16 protein-coding genes are annotated in these 15,576 nt (G+C 69.3%); 3 read left to right on the forward strand and 13 right to left on the reverse strand.

The annotated features are described in order from the left end of the window. Positions 1-39 precede the first annotated feature (39 nt). Positions 40-213, reverse strand: coding sequence for a hypothetical protein (locus MNR00_RS14645; RefSeq protein WP_241926646.1), 174 nt, complete (start codon positions 211-213; stop codon positions 40-42). Between the two features lie 122 nt (positions 214-335). On the opposite strand from MNR00_RS14645, the gene MNR00_RS14650 reads away from it, so the two are divergent. After that, positions 336-1,454 carry a DUF4192 family protein gene (locus tag MNR00_RS14650; RefSeq protein WP_241926647.1) on the forward strand — a complete coding sequence of 373 codons (1,119 nt, stop codon included), beginning with the start codon at positions 336-338 and terminating at the stop codon, positions 1,452-1,454. Between the two features lie 20 nt (positions 1,455-1,474). Here MNR00_RS14650 and lysS read toward each other — a convergent pair whose 3' ends face one another. Then, on the reverse strand, positions 1,475-2,995 hold the full coding sequence (gene lysS, locus MNR00_RS14655) for a lysine--tRNA ligase (RefSeq protein ID WP_241926648.1): 1,521 nt from the start codon (positions 2,993-2,995) through the stop codon (positions 1,475-1,477). Between the two features lie 92 nt (positions 2,996-3,087). Here lysS and MNR00_RS14660 point away from each other — a divergent pair, with 92 nt between their 5' ends. Then, positions 3,088-4,860: a DUF2207 domain-containing protein gene (locus tag MNR00_RS14660; RefSeq protein WP_241926649.1), complete on the forward strand. Its 1,773-nt coding sequence runs from the start codon at positions 3,088-3,090 to the stop codon at positions 4,858-4,860. Positions 4,861-5,105: 245 nt separating this feature from the next. On the opposite strand, the gene MNR00_RS14665 is transcribed toward MNR00_RS14660, so the two are convergent. The 10 genes from MNR00_RS14665 to hpt all read right to left on the reverse strand — a co-directional run bounded on the left by MNR00_RS14665 (position 5,106) and on the right by hpt (position 13,763). Beyond that, entirely contained in the window at positions 5,106-5,807 is a 702-nt protein-coding gene (locus tag MNR00_RS14665) for a DUF2520 domain-containing protein (protein ID WP_241926650.1), read from the reverse strand. Between the two features lies 1 nt (position 5,808). Beyond that, on the reverse strand, positions 5,809-7,620 hold the full coding sequence (locus MNR00_RS14670; RefSeq protein WP_241926651.1) for a PH domain-containing protein: 1,812 nt from the start codon (positions 7,618-7,620) through the stop codon (positions 5,809-5,811). Continuing rightward, entirely contained in the window at positions 7,617-8,378 is a 762-nt protein-coding gene (locus MNR00_RS14675) for a PH domain-containing protein (protein ID WP_347271915.1), read from the reverse strand. Before MNR00_RS14675 ends, MNR00_RS14670 begins: the two co-directional genes overlap by 4 nt. Next, on the reverse strand, positions 8,347-8,811 hold the full coding sequence (locus MNR00_RS14680; RefSeq protein WP_241926652.1) for a DUF3180 domain-containing protein: 465 nt from the start codon (positions 8,809-8,811) through the stop codon (positions 8,347-8,349). Before MNR00_RS14680 ends, MNR00_RS14675 begins: the two co-directional genes overlap by 32 nt. Continuing rightward, entirely contained in the window at positions 8,808-9,344 is a 537-nt protein-coding gene (folK, locus tag MNR00_RS14685; protein ID WP_241926653.1) for a 2-amino-4-hydroxy-6-hydroxymethyldihydropteridine diphosphokinase, read from the reverse strand. The genes MNR00_RS14680 and folK overlap by 4 nt, the downstream gene beginning before the upstream one ends. Beyond that, on the reverse strand, positions 9,344-9,712 hold the full coding sequence (gene folB, locus MNR00_RS14690) for a dihydroneopterin aldolase (protein WP_241928865.1): 369 nt from the start codon (positions 9,710-9,712) through the stop codon (positions 9,344-9,346). The genes folK and folB overlap by 1 nt, the downstream gene beginning before the upstream one ends. A 1-nt stretch (position 9,713) precedes the next feature. Continuing rightward, positions 9,714-10,541 (reverse strand): dihydropteroate synthase, encoded by an 828-nt coding sequence (gene folP, locus MNR00_RS14695; protein ID WP_241926654.1) that lies wholly within the window; start codon positions 10,539-10,541, stop codon positions 9,714-9,716. Next, complete coding sequence (gene folE, locus MNR00_RS14700) at positions 10,538-11,143, reverse strand: GTP cyclohydrolase I (RefSeq protein ID WP_241926655.1); 606 nt, start codon at positions 11,141-11,143, stop codon at positions 10,538-10,540. Before folE ends, folP begins: the two co-directional genes overlap by 4 nt. 1 nt (position 11,144) lies before the next feature. After that, positions 11,145-13,148, reverse strand: a complete 2,004-nt coding sequence (gene ftsH, locus MNR00_RS14705) for an ATP-dependent zinc metalloprotease FtsH (RefSeq protein WP_241926656.1) — start codon at positions 13,146-13,148, stop codon at positions 11,145-11,147. A 63-nt stretch (positions 13,149-13,211) separates the two neighbouring features. Further along, the gene (gene hpt, locus MNR00_RS14710) at positions 13,212-13,763 is read right to left on the reverse strand and encodes a hypoxanthine phosphoribosyltransferase (RefSeq protein ID WP_241926657.1); all 552 of its coding nucleotides are present in this window, start codon (positions 13,761-13,763) and stop codon (positions 13,212-13,214) included. Positions 13,764-13,869: 106 nt separating this feature from the next. On the opposite strand from hpt, the gene MNR00_RS14715 reads away from it, so the two are divergent. After that, the gene (locus MNR00_RS14715) at positions 13,870-14,454 is read left to right on the forward strand and encodes a DUF937 domain-containing protein (protein ID WP_241926658.1); all 585 of its coding nucleotides are present in this window, start codon (positions 13,870-13,872) and stop codon (positions 14,452-14,454) included. 57 nt (positions 14,455-14,511) lie between these two features. Here MNR00_RS14715 and tilS read toward each other — a convergent pair whose 3' ends face one another. After that, complete coding sequence (gene tilS / locus MNR00_RS14720) at positions 14,512-15,504, reverse strand: tRNA lysidine(34) synthetase TilS (protein ID WP_241926659.1); 993 nt, start codon at positions 15,502-15,504, stop codon at positions 14,512-14,514. Between the last annotated feature and the right edge of the window lie 72 nt (positions 15,505-15,576).

Here is a 15,576-nt window from a genome sequence, read left to right on the forward strand (position 1 = left end):
CGCAGCCCGGACATTCGGCGGCAGCGGCGGAAGGGTGAGTCAGGCGTGTGGAGGCAGTCCGCGCGCGGCGCGCTCTTCGGCTTCGATCTGGGAGTACACCTTGCGCTCGGTGCGGTCGAACCGCAGGATCCCGCGGAGCACGATCACGAAGACGATGCTCACGCCGATGGTCGGCAGAATCGACCACGCCGCCGCGACCCAGAAGTTGTCCATGCCTCTATCGTACGCCCCGCGTCTGTGCGCTCCTCCTGCACCGATGGACGGATCCGCGCAGTTGTCCCCAGAAGCTGGGAATCACGCCTTCGCGCGTCTGCAGCGTTCGCCACACTCGCCTCATGACAACCATCATCCACGCGACAGATCCCACCGAGTTCCTCGGTATCGTCCCGGCGCTGGCCGGCTTCACTCCGCGGCAGAGCCTGGTCATGCTGCCCTTCCACGGCGCGCGCACGCAGGGTGCCATGCGCGTCGACCTGCCCGACACCGAGGTCGATCACGATGCGTTCGCCGAGGCAGCACTGCAGGCGCTGCTGCAGGTGCGCGACGTCGATGCGGTTGCCCTCGTCGTCTACACCGACGATGCTCCGCAGCGCATCCCCGACGGCATCCTGCTGCCGTATCTGACCACAGCCGAAGTGCTGGTCGAGGTCGCGCATCAGGCCGGGCTGCGCATCGTGGAGTCGCTGTGCGTGACTCCCGACGGCTGGGCCGACTACCTGGACGAGGAGCCCGTGGTGCGGCCGCTCGATGGCATCCACCCGCCCGCTGACCTGCCCGGAATCGGCGATGTCAGCGGCGATCAGACCGCGGGGGCCGCACTGCCAGCCAGCGACCTGGTCGCGCGCGAGCACGTGGGCAGGGCGCTGCGTGAACTGGAGGACACCCTGGACGGGCACCAGCAGAGCCGTTCGCCGCTGAGCGCCACGCAGAATCCGATGGCGCTGATGATGGCCGACGAGCTGCTCGATGACCTCCCGCACTTCGCCGAGGGCCTGCTGGAGAGCCCCTCGGATGACGACGCCTACGCCTGTGCGGCGCTGCTGTGGTGTCTGAGCCGACCATCGCTGCGCGACGCGATCCTGGTGCAGTGGGCCACCGACCTCGATTTCGGCCGCAGAGCCCTGGACGCGCAGATGCGGTTCTCGGGTGGTCGCGAGGCGGTTCCGGATGCCATCGGGAAGGTGTTCCTCGGACGGGGACCACGTCCTGATCCCGACCGCCTTGGCTGCGCGCTGCAGGTGGTGCGCTCTGCCGCCGCCCGCGCTCCACGCGATGCGAAGGCCGGTGCGCTCACCGCCGCTGCGTGGCTGGCGTGGGCGCTGGGTCGCTCATCGCACGCGGGCGAGTACGTCGATCAGGCGCTCGCGATCGAACCTGGGCACAGCATGGCGTCGCTGATCTCGACCATGCTGGCCGCGGCGGTGCTGCCGGAATGGGCGCTGCAGCGGGCCTGACCGCTACTTGACCAGCGGGCTCACTTCACCAGCGGGAAGAGGATCGTCTCGCGGATGCCGAGGCCGGTGATCGCCATCAGCAGACGGTCGATTCCCATTCCCATGCCACCCGACGGCGGCATGCCGTGCTCGAGTGCTCGCAGGAACTCCTCGTCCACCGGCATCGCCTCGACATCGCCGCGGGCGGCCAGCTTCGCCTGCTCGACGAAGCGCTCCCGCTGGATGACGGGGTCGACCAGCTCGGAGTAGCCGGTGGCCAGCTCGAAGCCGCGGATGTACAGGTCCCACTTCTCGACGACACCGGCGATCGAGCGGTGCTCACGCACCAGCGGAGAGGTGTCGACAGGGAAGTCCATCACGAAGGTCGGACGCACCAGGTCGACCTTCACGAAGTGCTCCCACAGCTCCTCGACCAGCTTGCCGTGCGTGGGGTGCGGCGGGATGTCGACGCCGTTGGCCTCGGCGAACGCGATGAGCTCCTCGACCGAGTCCTGCGGGGTGACGGTGCGGCCCGAGACCTCAGACAGCGAGTCGTACATCGAGACGCGGTCCCACTCGCCACCGAGGTCGTACTCGGTGCCGTCTGCCCAGGTGACGGTGGTGGAGCCGGCGACGGCGATCGCGGCGTTCTGCACGAGTTCCTGGGTCAGCGCGGCCATCTGGTTGTAGTCGCCGTAGGCCTGATAGGCCTCGAGCATCGCGAACTCGGGGCTGTGCGTGGAGTCGGCGCCCTCGTTGCGGAAGTTGCGGTTGATCTCGTACACCCGCTCGATGCCGCCGACGACGGCGCGCTTCAGGTACAACTCGGGTGCGATGCGCAGGAACAGCTCGGTGTCGAACGCGTTCGAGTGGGTGATGAAGGGGCGAGCGGATGCCCCGCCGTGCTGCACCTGCAGCATGGGCGTCTCGACCTCGAGGTACTCGTGCGAGGTGAACGTCGATCGCAGGCTGGCGTTCACGGCGGCGCGGGCGCGCACGGTCGTGCGTGCCTGGTCGCGCACGATCAGGTCGAGGAAGCGACTGCGCACGCGCGTCTCCTCGTTCAGGTCGCCGTAGACGTTCGGCAGCGGCAGGATCGCCTTCGACGCGATCTGCCACTCGTCGACCATGATCGACAGCTCGCCGCGGCGGCTGGAGATGACCTCGCCGTGCACGAACACGTGGTCGCCGAGGTCGACGAGCTCCTTCCAGGCTGCCAGCAACTCGTCGCCGACGTTCGCCAGCGACACCATCGCTTGGATGCGCGAGCCGTCGCCGGCCTGCAGAGTGGCGAAGCAGAGCTTTCCGGTGTTGCGGCTGAACACCACACGACCCGCGATGCCCACGATCAGGCCGGTCTGCGTGTCGGGCTCCAGCTCGCCGTACTCGGCGCGCAGCGCCGGGATGCTGTGCGTGACGGGCACGCCCACCGGGAACGCGCCGCCACCGGCATCCGATCGATTCGCGATCAGCTTGTCGCGCTTCGCGAGCCGCACCGCCTTCTGCTCAAAGACATCGTCCTCGAGGGTGGACGAGGGGTTCGGCGCAGACGCGTCAGTCATGGGTGGGGCTCCTTGAAGAAAATCGTCTCCAGTCTACCGACGAGCCCGCCTGTGCCCCGAGCCCACGGTGCGCGCAGGCTAGCCTTCTCAGCATGCGTCGATTCGTGGCCCTCCTCGCGCTCACCCTCGGCATGCTCGCGGTGCTGCTGCCGGCATCCGCCTCTGCCGACGTGAACGACTTCTCGTACTCGTCCTGGGACGCGCGCTACGACCTCTCGCTCGACGACGAGGGGCGATCGGTCGCGCACGTCACCGAGACCCTGGTGGCCGAGTTCCCCGAATTCGACCAGAACAAGGGCATCGTGCGCGGCTACCCCGAGCGGTACGAGGGCGCCGGCCTCAGCCTGGAGATCGTGTCAGTGACGGATGCCGAAGGCCGGGCGGTCCCGTTCGAGACCGAGTCGGAGGACGGCATGCTGCTGGTGCTCACCGGCACCGACGACTACGTGCACGGCTCGACCACCTATGTGATCGAGTACACGATGCGCGACTTCATGATCACCGGCGCCGGTTCGGGCAACGACGAGTTCTACTGGGACCTGCTGCCCGTCGACAGCACGCAGAACATCGGTCGGTTCCGCGCCGACATCGCCCTCTCCGACGAGCTGGCCGACGGGCTCACCGGCGATGTCGCCTGCTACCAGGGCCGCCAGGGCAGCACCGAGACCTGCACGCTCGATGGGCCACGCGCCGAGGAAGGCGCACACGTGTTCGCTGTCACCTCCGGCGAGCGCGCCGCCGGTGACGGGGTGACCGTCGCGATCGGATTCACCGCCGGCACCGTGACGCAGCCGCCCGCTCGGCAGCCGGATGCAGTCGCCGACTTCGGCCCTGCGGCGCTCGCGGCGGGGGCCGTCGCCCTGGCGGGCGGCGCGTGGGCGTCGTTCGCCGTCTTCGTGCGTCGTCGCCGCACGGCGACGGGCATCGTCGTCGCACAATTCGACGTGCCTGAGGACATGCCCCCACTGGTCGCGGCGCCGCTGATCCCCGGTGCGCCGCACCCGATCCCCGCACAGCTCGTGCACCTCGCCGTGGGCGGCGCGATCCGTCTCGAGGATGAGCAGGGCAGCGACCGCCCGGCCGTGCGGCTGATCGATCGCGGCGCTGCTGTCACCCCTTTGGACCAGGCGACGGTGGATGCTGTCTTCACCGGCGACACCACGATGCGCACGATCCCCCGCAAGAGCACGAAGTTCGCCAAGCGGATGGCGAAGCTCGTGAGTGCAGGCACCAAGGAGGCGGCTGCGCGCGGCTGGACGACCAAGGAGCGCAGTCGCGCCGCGATGGTATTCGGTTGGGCGGCGATCGCGGTGTTCGCGGCGTCGGTCGTGATGCTGATCTGGGCGGCCACCCGCGACCGTGACCTGCTCCCCCTCGGCATCGTCGCCGTCGTGATGACATTCGTTGTCGTGCCGATCACGTCGTTCGCGGCCTTCGGCAAGCACACGGTGTTGACCCGTGCCGGTGCAGAGCAGCACGAGTACCTGCTGGGTGTGAAGGAGTTCATCCGGGTCGCCGAGACGGATCGCCTGCGGATGCTGCAGTCGTATCAGGGCGCCGAGCGGCGCAGCGACGGCGCGGTCGATGTGGTGCACCTGTACGAGAAGCTGCTCCCCTACGCCATGCTGTTCGGCGAGGAGAAGAGCTGGGGCAAAGTGCTCGACACCGCCTACTCGGATGCCGGTGACGGACCGAGCTGGATCAACGTGGCCGTCGGCGTCTCGCTCACCTCACGCCTGTCGAACTACTCGTCATCGGTGACCGCTTCGGCCACGTACACCCCGGCATCGAGCTCAGCAGGCGGATCGACCGGCGGCGGCTTCTCTGGTGGCGGCGGAGGCGGCGGATTCTCCGGCGGACGGTGATGCCAGGGACCTGGGCTGGCCGAAGGTGGCGGGCCCCGCGCCCCCGCCGCTCCTGCTCGCCCGCAGCCCTTCCGCGAGTCTGTTGCCCGGGATGCCTTTCGACGGTCGACCCCCCGGCTCGCCAGACAGATCCAACCCGCGCCATCGGTCGGGGATGCTGTCCGACGGTGGAAGCAGGCTCTGAACAGACAGATCCATCCCGCGCTCCGAGATCCGGCGGGCGCTACTGCGTCGACCGTGTCCGCTCAGAGGCCGGGCGGCAGCGCGAGGGGGTCGGATTCGTCGCGCAGCGCGCGCTCGACAGCCGACGACACCAGCGCCGAGAGGTAGCCGCCCGGGTTCTCGACACCGATGCCGCGCAGCAGCCCGGTCGCCTGCTGCACGATCGAGCGTGAGAACTCGGATGCTGTCGCGATGGCCTCCGCGTAGGCGCCACGATCCTGCTCGGCGATGACCACCGGCTCGCAGCCCATCTCGACGGCGAGCGCCTGTGCGATCGGCAGCACCGCTGCCGGTGCTGTGACCCCGGCGAACGAGGCCTGCAACTGACGCAGGTCGACAGAGGTGCCGTTGAACGTGATCGCCGGATGCACCGCCAGCGGGATCGCGCCACACTCGGCGGCGGGGCGCAGCACGTCGGTGCCGTAACCGGGGTCGGTGTGCAGCACGAGCTGCCCCACCTGCCAGCCACCGATGTCGGCGATGCCCTGCACGAGGCCGGGCAGCTCGTCGTGTGGCACGGCGATCACGACCAGTTCGCTGCGGCGCACCACCTCGATCGCGTCGAGCGCCGGAACCCCTGGCAGCACGGCGGCTGCGCGGTCGTCGTCCGAACCGCTCGTGATGCCGGTGATGGCGTGGCCGACGCCGGCGAGCGCTGCCCCGATGACGGGGCCGACCTTGCCCGCACCGATGATTCCGACACCAAGGCGTCCTGGTGCGACCACGTCAGCCCTGCCCGGGGTGCGACGAAGGCGGCGCAGGCGCGACAGGCGCGGGAGCTGCAGGCGGCGCGGGCGGCGCAGCCGCGGGCGCCACAGCGGGCGGCGTGGGTGCGGTCATCACGGCGGGCGGAGCAACCGGTGCATGCCCGAAGTCCTCGGCCCAGCGGTGACTGTGGTCGCTGGTGACAGCATCCACCGCCGCTCGGGCGACCTCGTTGATCAGCGCCTGCGCGTCGGCGCGGTCGAGCGCTGACAGCGTGGCCGATACCGGGCCCGTGACGGTGTGCGCCTGCATCGATGCGACGTTCTGTGCGCGCGAGATCGGCCCCTGGGCGATCGAGAGCCCCTGCAGTCGAGCGAGGGGGAAGACCGCAAGCTGACGCCACATCCAGCCCTTGCGCAGCAGCAGCCCGCCAGGCACGAGTGTCCAGCCGTGCCGCTTCCAGCTGAACGGGTGACGCCATGCAGCGCGGCGCGGAACGGTGTGGAACGGGTCGTCAGCGCCTCCGCCGATGACGCCGTGTTCCCACAGGTGCGCGAGCTGCTCGGCGGTGATGTCGGGGATGATCAGACCGAGCACCCGCTCGACGTCGGCACGCTTGCCGACAGGCAGCACGATGTTGAACTGCTGCGCGCTGCCGGACTGCGATTGGGTGGCCGACTTGCCCGACATGCGGTTGATCCGCACGGTCCACCAGCCGAACGGACGCCACAGCAGCGATTGCGACACCGAGACGGCGAAGATGCGTCCGGGCGGCAGCGTCTCGGTGGTGGTCGTCAGCAGGCCGAAGGTGAGTCGGATGCCATCGCGCGTCGGCGCGATCGAGTACCGCAGCGAACGGGCGATCTGTGCCCAGGTGATGCCGACGATCGCGATGATCAGCGGGATGCCCATGCCGAGGGAGATCCCGATCATCGCGATGACGATCTCGGTTCCTGCCTCGCCGTCTGCCGTCATGCCGTAGAACGCGGCCGCCATCGTGACGACGTAGATCGCGCCGAAGAAGAGCACCCACAGCACGGCCGACACCAGCTGCGAGCCGACCAGTCGACCGGTGGGGATCTTGACGACGCTCTCAGGAGCGACGTCCGAGAGGTCGACGCCTTCGATGAGTCCGGAGACCCCGGCGTTCATCGAGCCGACCAGCTGCTCGCGCCTGGTTCCCGCCGCCTGCGGCGCCGTACCGCCTGCTGCCACCAGGCGCGCCGAGCGCGCTCCGGAGGCGAGGCGCAGGATGTCGGTGCGCACGGCTTCGGCCTTCGCCGTCGCGAGGTACTCCAGGTCGACGTTCGAGTCGGCCCCGGCACCGACGACCTCGACCTTGGCCAGGCCGATGAGTCGTGCGGGGAAGGGACGGGTCAGGTTCACGCCCTGCACCCGGTCCAGCGGCGCGCGGCGCTGCGAGCGGAACAGCAGCCCCTTGCGCACCTCGACGTGCGACCCGGTGATGCGGAACTGATGGAAGCGCCACATCACCCAGAAGCCGGCGATGAACAGCAGAACCACCCCCGCGACGATGAGCAGCACGAGCAGGATGAGGTTGTTCGCGAGCACCCAGTCGATCGGGTCCCCAGGGATCTCGGTGTACGCGGCCTCTTCGGGCGCGAAGCGCTGTACGAAGAAGTTGATGATCCGATCCCGCATGTTCGAGATCACGATGCCCGCGACGATGATGAGCACGAACCCGCCCTTGAACAGGGGGGTGAGCGGGTGCATCCGGTGCCATTCGCCGTCGGCGAGGCTCGACGATCCGCCGTCAGGCAGAACGTCCGGCGCCGGGGGTGAACCGGGAACGGGTGAGGTGGGGATGCTCACAGGCCGGTCCGCCTGGTCTCTGCGACCTCGATCAGGGTGTCGCGCAGTGCTTCCGCGGCGGGCTGGGTGAGGCCGGGGATCTGCACGCCGGTGGTGGCGGCTGCCGTCACCATCTTCAGCTGCGAGATGCCGAACGCGCGGTCAAGCGGTCCGTGGGTGATGTCGACGAGCTGCAGACGACCGTAGGGCACCGCGACCATGCGCTGCCAGAGGATGCCGCGGCGGAAGACGACGTCGTCGGCGCGCAGCATGTAGCCGATCGCCTTCGCCTGCCGCGGCAGGATCACCATGGTGATCAGGGTGATGACGATGACGATGCTGCCGGGGATCCACGCCCACATCTGATCGAAGCCCAGCGCGAGCACGAGCATCGCCGCCAGCACGACGACGACCAGGATCGTGTTCTGCAGCATCTGCGACACGACGTAGCGCGGTGAGATCTGGTGCCAGGAGCCGTCCAGCGCCAGCGCCGACGAGCTGCGCGGCGTGCGCAGCGCCTCGTACGTGCCCTCATCGAGCGCCGGTGCGGGCGTCGGAGCGGAGGCGTGCGCGGGAGGCGCGGCCGGAGCCGGCGCAGGCGGCGCAGCAACCGGAGGGGCGTCCGGGGCCGGCGCGGCAGCAGGGGGCACCGGAGCGGGCGGCGCAGCCGTCACCGGAGCGGATGCCGGAGCAGGCGGTGCCGGGGGCGCAGCGGGCGGCACCGGTGGAACCCCGTACGGGTTCGAGTCACTCGGCGGGGGCGTCTGGCTTTCGGTCATCAGGATCCTTCGGCAGCGTGCAGAACTGTTCCGCGATGAGCGCGACCCCGACCAGCACAAGCGCGCTGACGACGAGGGCGATCATCGCCACCAACGACCCTACCGGCGCAGGTACCGGACGGGTCGACAGGAACACCAGCAGTCCGCCGCCGAATCCGGCGAGGATGGCACCGAGCAGGCTGGATGCCCGCGCCAGCGTCGCCGCGCGCAACGCGCGGAACGGATCGATGCGCGTACCGCCCCGCGTGCTTCGCCGCACCGGCCAAGCCAGCACGAACACGGCGAGGGCGATCAGCAGCACCAGCACGGGCAGGAACGGCGAGGGGGTGAACGTGGCCCGTCCGTTGATGGTCAGCAGATGATCGAAGCCGAATCCGGCGCCAGCGCCCAGCAGCGCGAGCACGGCGAGCACCGAGAACGACGTGCGCTTCAAAGCTCTGCGCCCTTCAGTCTGCGCACCAGGTCGTCGACCCGGCCGAAGCCTGGCAGCACAGCATCCGCGTCGACGCTCAGCCAGGGCTCGAGGACGAACAGCCGCTCCGCGGCGCGCGGGTGCGGCACCATCAGGTGCTCCGCGTCGCTCTCGAAGTCGCCGTAGGCGATCAGGTCGAGATCAAGCGTGCGATCGTCCCAGCGCTCCTGGCGCACCCGCCCCTGCTCCTCTTCGACGGCGTGCAGCATGCCCAGCAGCACCGAGGGAGCCAGCCGGGTGGTCATCAGCGCGACGGCATTCAGATACGGCGGGGCGTCGGGGTCGGGTCCGTCGAGCTTCACGGCGACAGTCTCGATCGGCTCGGACATGACCAGGTCGTCCACGAGCGGCAGGCGCCGCAGGCGCTCGGCTGCTGCGCGCAGCATCTCGCCGCGGTCGCCCTCGTTGGAACCGAGGGCGATGACGGCGACCTCGGGCTGCCGTCCCGGTCGCGGGTCGGGCATCTCGGGCAGGTGGGTCAGGCGGCGATCCATCAGGCCCGTCCCCGGTTCACCGTCACCGAGACGTCCGAGAACGTCTGCGCGATCGGGGCGTGCGGCTTGTGCACCGTGACCTTGACGTGCTTCACCCGGTCGTCCTCGAGAACGGCATCCGCGATGCGCGCGGCGAGCTTCTCGATGAGGTTCACCGGCTCCCCCGCGACGATCTCGGCGACGCGATCGGCGAGTTCGCCGTAGTGCACGGTGTCGGCGACGTCATCGGATGCGGCAGCGCTTGCCAGCGGCAGGCCGAGGGTCAGGTCGATCGTGAACTCCTGGCCGTCGCGACGCTCGTGGTCGAAAACGCCGTGGTAGCCGAACACCGTCAGCCCGGTCAGGGTGATCTCGTCGAGGAAGTCCATGTCAGTCTGCATCCCGTTCATCTCCCCGTGTGCCGTCCCAGGCCCCCGCGATCGCCAGCGCGTCGCGGGTGCCGGCGACGTCGTGCACGCGCACCGCCCAGACGCCGGCGCGCGCGGCCAGGGCGCTCGTGACAGCGGTCGCGAGGTCGCGGCGCTGCTCGGTCACATCCCCGTCTGCTCCGCCGAGGGTGTCGGCGAGGAACCGCTTGCGCGAGGTGCCGATCAGCACGCGGTGGCCGAGCGCGGCGATGTCGTCGAGGTCGCGGAGCACGTCCCAGTTCTGCCCACCCGACTTCGCGAATCCGATGCCGGGGTCGACGATCACGCGGAACGGTGCGATCCCCGCTGCGGCGGCCGCGGAGACGCGCTCACGCAGCTCGGACGCTACCTCGCGCGCGACCCGGGCGTACTGGGCACGCGCGTACATGTCGGACGACGGTCCGCGCCAGTGCCCGATGGCCACGTCGGCGTCCAGATCGGCGATCGCCGACAGCATCCGATCATCGGCGAGACCGCCGGAGACGTCGTTGACGATCCGCGCACCCGCGCGCACGGCGGCGACGGCTGTGTCGGCGTTGAGCGTGTCGATGGAGGTGGGGATGCCGGCGTCGGTCAGCGCCTCGATGACCGGCAGCACGCGTGCCTGCTCGACCGCGGTGGGCACGCGCTCGGCTCCTGGGCGGGTGGACTCGCCGCCGACGTCGATGACGCCGGCGCCCTGCGCGCGCAGTAGCCGGGCATGGGCGACGGCGCGGTCGGGGTCGGCGTACCGGCCACCGTCGCTGAACGAGTCGGGCGTGACGTTGAGGATGCCCCAGATCGCGGTCATCCCTGCACCCCCGAGCCGGCGGAGGGGCCGATGAGCGAGATCAGCTCGGCGCGGGCGATCGGCTCGGTGTAGACGCCGCGCGCGGCGATCGTGACGGTGGATGCCAGAGGCTGGCGCCCCCCGCGCATTGTCACGCACCCGTGCGAGGCGTCCAGCACGACGAGCACGCCGCGGGTGTCGAGGTTCTCGGCGATGGCATCCGCGATCTGCTCCCCTAGGCGCTCCTGCACCTGCGGGCGGGTGGCGAGCGTCTCGACGACCTTCACCAGCGCACCCAGCCCGACCACCTGCTCGCCCGGCAGGTACGCGAGATGCGCGACGCCCGCGAACGGCAGCAGATGGTGCTCGCAGACCGAGCGGAACCGGATGTCGCGCAGCAGGACGGCACCGGAGGGCAGCGTGTCAGGGGCGGGGCCCCGCGAGACGCTGATGGTGCGCTCGAGATGCACGGCAGGGTCTTCGCTGACGCCGGCGAAGAACTCCGCGTACAGCTCGGCCATGCGGGCAGGGGTCTGCTTCAGCCCAGGACGGTCAGGGTCCTCGCCGATCGCCTTGAGCAGTTCACGGGTGAGCCGCTCGACGCGGACCTTGTCGACGCTCACGTCAGGCCGTCGCCGGTCGAGCCTGTCCGCCGGTGGCCTGCGCAACAGAGGTGCGAGTGGCTCCGCCATCAGCCGTCTGCGCGGCGATGCCCTGATCGGCGCGGCGCGGCACGTCGATGGGAGGCAGGGTCGAGACGGGGCGCTCGGCGCTGGAGAGCCACAGCGGGCGCTCTGGCAGCTTGCGCACCTCGGTGAAGATCTCGGCGATCCGGTTGTGGTCGAGGGTCTCCTCCTCGAGCAGGGCGAGAGCCAGGCGGTCGAGGATGTCGCGGTTCGCGCTGATCACCTTGTACGCCTCGTCGTGCGCCTGCTCGATGAGACCGCGCACCTGCTCGTCGACGCGCTCGGCGATGGTCTCGGAGTACTCGCGTCCGCGGCCCATGTCACGACCCGCGAACGGCTCACCGCCCTCGGAGCCGAGCTTCACAGGGCCGAGCTCAGTGGTCATGCCGTACTCGATGACCATCTTGCGGGCGATGCTGGTCGCCTTCTCGATGTCGTTCGACGCACCGGTGGTCGGGTCGTGGAAGACGAGCTCCTCGGCGACGCGCCCGCCCATGGCGTAGGTCAGCTGGTCCTGCAGCTCGTTGCGGGTGACGGAGTACTTGTCGTCCACCGGCATCACCATCGTGTAGCCGAGCGCCTTGCCGCGAGGCAGGATCGTGATCTTGGTGACCGGGTCGGTGTAGTTCATCGCCGCCGCGGCGAGGGCATGGCCACCCTCGTGGTACGCGGTGATGAGCTTCTCCTTGTCCTTCATGACCCTGGTGCGGCGCTGCGGGCCGGCGATCACACGGTCGATGGCCTCGTCGAGAGCGCGGTTGTCGACCAGCTGCGCGTTCGAGCGGGCCGTGAGTAGTGCCGCCTCGTTGAGGACATTGGCCAGGTCTGCGCCGGTGAACCCGGGGGTCTTGCGCGCGACGACCTCGAGATCGACGGACTGTGCGAGGGGCTTGCCCTTGGCGTGCACCTCGAGGATCTGCTGGCGGCCCTTCATGTCAGGGGCGTCGACGCCGATCTGGCGGTCGAAGCGGCCAGGGCGCAACAGTGCGGGGTCGAGGATGTCGGGACGGTTGGTCGCCGCGATGACGATGACGTTCGCGTTCGGGTCGAAGCCGTCCATCTCGACGAGCATCTGGTTCAGCGTCTGCTCGCGCTCGTCGTTGCCGCCGCCCATGCCGGCGCCACGGTGCCGGCCGACTGCATCGATCTCGTCGATGAAGATGATCGCGGGAGCGTTCTCCTTGGCCTGGTTGAACAGGTCGCGCACACGCGAGGCGCCGACGCCGACGAACATCTCGACGAAGTCAGAACCAGAGATCGAGTAGAACGGCGCGCCGGCCTCGCCGGCGACGGCGCGGGCGAGCAGCGTCTTTCCGGTTCCGGGAGGGCCGTACAGCAGCACGCCCTTCGGGATGCGGGCGCCGATCGCCTGGAACTTGGCCGGGTCCTGCAGGAACTCCTTGATTTCGTGGAGCTCTTCGATGGCCTCGTCGGCACCGGCGACGTCGGCGAAGGTGACCGTCGGGGTCTCCTTGTTGACGAGCTTGGCCTTCGACTTGCCGAACTGCATGACCTTGCTGCCGCCGCCCTGCATGGACGAGAGCAGCCACCAGAACAGCAGGCCGAGCAGCACCAGCGGCAGCAGCAGCGAGAGGAATCCGTCGAACCAGGTGGCGCGGGGCACGACGTCGTTCACGTCGGCGGCCTTGATGTCGGTGGCGTCGATCGCCTCGACGACCTGATCAGCACGGGCCTCGACATAGTAGAACTGCACGCTCTTGGAGCCCTCGAACTCCTTCGAGAGCGTGAGGTCGACCCGCTGGTCTCCGTCGGTGTTGATGACTTCTGTGACCGTCTTGCCGCCGAGCAGATCCAGACCCTGCTGCACCGTGATCTGCTTCGGTGCGGACAGGTTCGAGATCAGCAGGAAGCCGGCGAACAGCAGTACGCCGATCAACGCGATGTAGATCAGCGGATTCTTGGAGACCTTCTTGACATCCATGGTGCGTTCAGCGTACCGCCCGCGCGCTAGGGGGCCGCTGTACGTTCACCGATGGCGTAGCCCTCAGCTGTAGATGTGCGGCGCCAGCACGGCGACGTCGCGCAGGTTGCGGTACCGCTCGGCGTAGTCGAGGCCGTAGCCGACGACGAACTCCACCGGGATGTCGAAGCCGACGTACTTGCAGTCGATCTCGACCTTCGCGGCCTCGGGCTTGCGCAGCAGGGCGAGCACCTCGATCGACTCCGCACCGCGGGATTCGAAGTTCTCAAGCAGCCAGCTCAAGGTCAGGCCCGAGTCGATGATGTCCTCGACGATGAGCACGTGCTTGCCGTGCAGGTCAGTGTCGAGGTCCTTGCGGATCTGCACGACACCGCTGGACTTGGTGCTCGCTCCGTAGCTGGAGACGGCCATCCAGTCCATCGGAGCGTGGAAGGGCAGGGCCCGAGCGAAGTCGGCCATCACCATGACAGCGCCCTTGAGCACACCCACCAGCAGCAGATCCTTGCCCTCGTAGTCAGCGGCCACGCGCAGGGCGAGCTCCTCGAGCTTCGCTTTGATCTGCTCCTCGGTGACGAGGATCTGGTTGAGGTCGTCCTGGATTTCCGCAGCGCGCATGCGAAGAGTCTAGATCGGATGCCAGTGGCATCCCCTCCAAACAGACCAGCAGCGCACTACTCTGAGCAGCAGGAGCGGGCGAGCGCCCGCGGGGAAGAAGGATGACATGGACCTCGACGCGATCCTCAAGCAGGTGCCGATCGATGACATCGCGGAGCGCTTCGGCGTCAGCCAGGACGTCGCGCGCCAGGCGGTGGAAGAGGGCGGCGCTGCCCTTCTCGGCGGACTGGCGAAGAATGCAGAGACCCCCGAGGGCTCTTCGGCGATTGAGCAGGCGCTGAGCCGCCACGAAGGCTTCACCGGGGCATCCAAGGTCGACGACATCGACGCCGCTGACGGCGAGAAGATCGTCAAGCACGTGTTCGGCGGCAAGGAGGAGGAGGTCGTCAACACCCTCACCTCGTCCGAGAAGACGGCCGGCGGCATCGACTTCGGCAAGCTGCTGCCCGTGCTCGCGCCGATCATCATGGGCCTGATCGCCAACGCCAACAAGGGCAAGAGCGCCGGTGGCGGTGGCGGAATCGGCGACCTCATCGGCGGTCTGTTCGGTGGCGGTGGCGGCAGCGCCCAGGGTGCCGGCGGCGGAATCGGCGACATTCTCGGCGGCCTGCTCGGCGGCGGTGGCCAGGGCGGCTCCGGTGGGGGCGGCATCGGCGACATCCTCGGCGGCCTGCTGGGCGGCAAGAAGTAAGAATCGGATGCTGATGGCCCGGTCCCGCTAGGGCCGGGCCATCAGCATGTCAGCGTCTCAGTTGCGGGCGGAGAACACGATCCGCCCGCCGTGGCGGTGCGCCGAGCACCCAGGCAGATCGATCGGGCCCTGCCCGGACCAGTCGATGGCGAGACGTGCGACCTCGAGGGTCTGCAATCGCGTGAGGCTCACGCCGAACTCGCTGTCGACGACGAGCCGGATGATGCGGTTGCGCAGGGCTGCAGGGTTCGCTGCGAGGGCGGCGACGCTCACCGAGATGCCGGCTTCGGCATGCTCGACGATGTCCTCGATCGTCTCGTGGATCATCTCGTCGAACGCCTCAGCGTCCTCGCGCAGCTGCTCGGCGGTGCGGGCCAGCGCCTCGGCGATCCCCGGTCCGAGCTCCGCCTCCAGCACGGGCAGTGCTCGCTGCCGTACGCGCACGCGCGCGTAGCGCGGGTCGAGGTTGTGCGGGTCGTCCCAGAACGCCAGATCGGATGCTGCGCAGAACGCCCGCGTCGTGGTCCGCCGCACGCCGAGCAGGGGCCGCATCCACAGCATCCCCTCCCCGTCTTCGCGCGTCGGTGCCATCCCCTGCAGGCTGGCGGCGCCGGAGCCGCGGGAGAGCCCGAGCAGCACGGTCTCGGCCTGGTCGTCGAGCGTGTGCCCAAGCAGCACGGCGGCGGCGCGCTCGGATGCTGCGAACCCGGCCAGCGCGGTGTGCCGGGCTTCGCGGGCTGCGGCCTCCGGTCCGTCGGGGTGCTGTGCATCGACGTCGACGCGCAGCACGACAGCATCCGCTCCGAGTGCGCGGGCCTGTTCGGCTGCGCGCTGGGCGACAGCATCCGAACCCTCCTGCAGGCCGTGGTCGACGACGGCCGCGACGACGCTGCCATCGACCTTGGCCGCCTCGAAGGCGGTCGCGGCGACGAGTGCGAGCGAGTCGGCGCCGCCCGAGAGGCCGACGACCACGCGTCGACCGGCGAGCGGTGCGAGCGCAGCGCGCACGGCGAGGCGGACTTCGGCGATGGCGGGATCAAGCGAGGGCACGCTTCAACGGTAGCCGTGCGCAACGAGCTTCACGCAAGGCGGTTTGCGCGAAGTAGGCTAGTCCGCGGCATC

It is taken from the genome of Microbacterium sp. H1-D42 (assembly GCF_022637555.1).
Lineage (GTDB): Bacteria > Actinomycetota > Actinomycetes > Actinomycetales > Microbacteriaceae > Microbacterium.

Coding starts and splice junctions, on each gene's coding strand:
- hpt (WP_241926657.1), bottom strand. CDS start 13,763: ATGCGCGCTGCGGAAATCCAGGACGACCTCAACCAGATCCTCGTCACC.
- MNR00_RS14675 (WP_347271915.1), bottom strand. CDS start 8,378: ATGACCGAAAGCCAGACGCCCCCGCCGAGTGACTCGAACCCGTACGGG.
- MNR00_RS14645 (WP_241926646.1), bottom strand. CDS start 213: ATGGACAACTTCTGGGTCGCGGCGGCGTGGTCGATTCTGCCGACCATC.
- folB (WP_241928865.1), bottom strand. CDS start 9,712: ATGGACTTCCTCGACGAGATCACCCTGACCGGGCTGACGGTGTTCGGC.
- folK (WP_241926653.1), bottom strand. CDS start 9,344: ATGGATCGCCGCCTGACCCACCTGCCCGAGATGCCCGACCCGCGACCG.
- MNR00_RS14660 (WP_241926649.1), top strand. CDS start 3,088: ATGCGTCGATTCGTGGCCCTCCTCGCGCTCACCCTCGGCATGCTCGCG.
- lysS (WP_241926648.1), bottom strand. CDS start 2,995: ATGACTGACGCGTCTGCGCCGAACCCCTCGTCCACCCTCGAGGACGAT.
- folP (WP_241926654.1), bottom strand. CDS start 10,541: ATGACCGCGATCTGGGGCATCCTCAACGTCACGCCCGACTCGTTCAGC.
- ftsH (WP_241926656.1), bottom strand. CDS start 13,148: ATGGATGTCAAGAAGGTCTCCAAGAATCCGCTGATCTACATCGCGTTG.
- MNR00_RS14715 (WP_241926658.1), top strand. CDS start 13,870: ATGGACCTCGACGCGATCCTCAAGCAGGTGCCGATCGATGACATCGCG.
- MNR00_RS14650 (WP_241926647.1), top strand. CDS start 336: ATGACAACCATCATCCACGCGACAGATCCCACCGAGTTCCTCGGTATC.